This window comes from Lysobacter sp. ESA13C, from assembly GCF_019970005.1.
GTDB lineage: Bacteria > Pseudomonadota > Gammaproteobacteria > Xanthomonadales > Xanthomonadaceae > Lysobacter > Lysobacter antibioticus_B.
In genome coordinates, this window is record NZ_JAHXYK010000039.1 from 1 (window position 1) to 694 (window position 694).

Sequence of the window (694 nt, forward strand, 5' to 3'; positions counted from 1 at the left end):
CAGCAATATCCACTTGTCGCACGCGGCGTCGTAGGCCACGAACGCACGCATCAAGGGGGCCTGACTGACATCGATGCGGTATGCGCGTGGATCGAAACGCGCCTGCAGCTGCTCGATCGCAGGCCCCGCCGACGAGTCCAGCTCGATCTCTTCGATCGACAGAGGGCAATCGCGCCACACCACCTGCACCGGCTCGGACACGCCTTCCCATACGATGCCCGTGCGCAGGATATCGTGGCGGTCGATCACTGCCTGCAGCGCCGACAGATAGGCGTCCAGGCGGTTACGCTGATCGAAGCGGAACACGCTCGACAACAAGTACGGATCGCCGTCCGTCGCCATCAGATGATGGAACAGAATGCCTTCCTGCAACGGCGCCAGCGGATAAATGTCCTGCACATTGGACGCACCGCCCGACACATGCGCCACAATCCGGCCGATCTCTGCCGCGGTCAGACGCACCAGCGGCAGCATCTGCGGCGTGATGACGTCACAACCGGGCGGGATCAGGTTCGGCGGCACGACCACTTCGCGATCGACGCCGTCCACGAGTCGCGCCAGATCCGACAACGTCGGCGCGCTGAAGATCGACTTCACGTCGGTCGACAATCCGCGGCGCCGCATGCGCTCCATCAGCGTCACGGCCAACAACGAATGCCCACCGAGCTCGAAGAAATTGTCGTATCGGCCGACC

Annotated in this window: 1 protein-coding gene; it reads right to left on the reverse strand. The window is 63.4% G+C overall.

Annotated elements, in window-relative coordinates; translation table 11 throughout:
• Positions 1-694 (reverse strand): condensation domain-containing protein (locus LC490_RS24235; protein WP_223621901.1); only part of this gene is annotated, 694 nt, incomplete at both ends.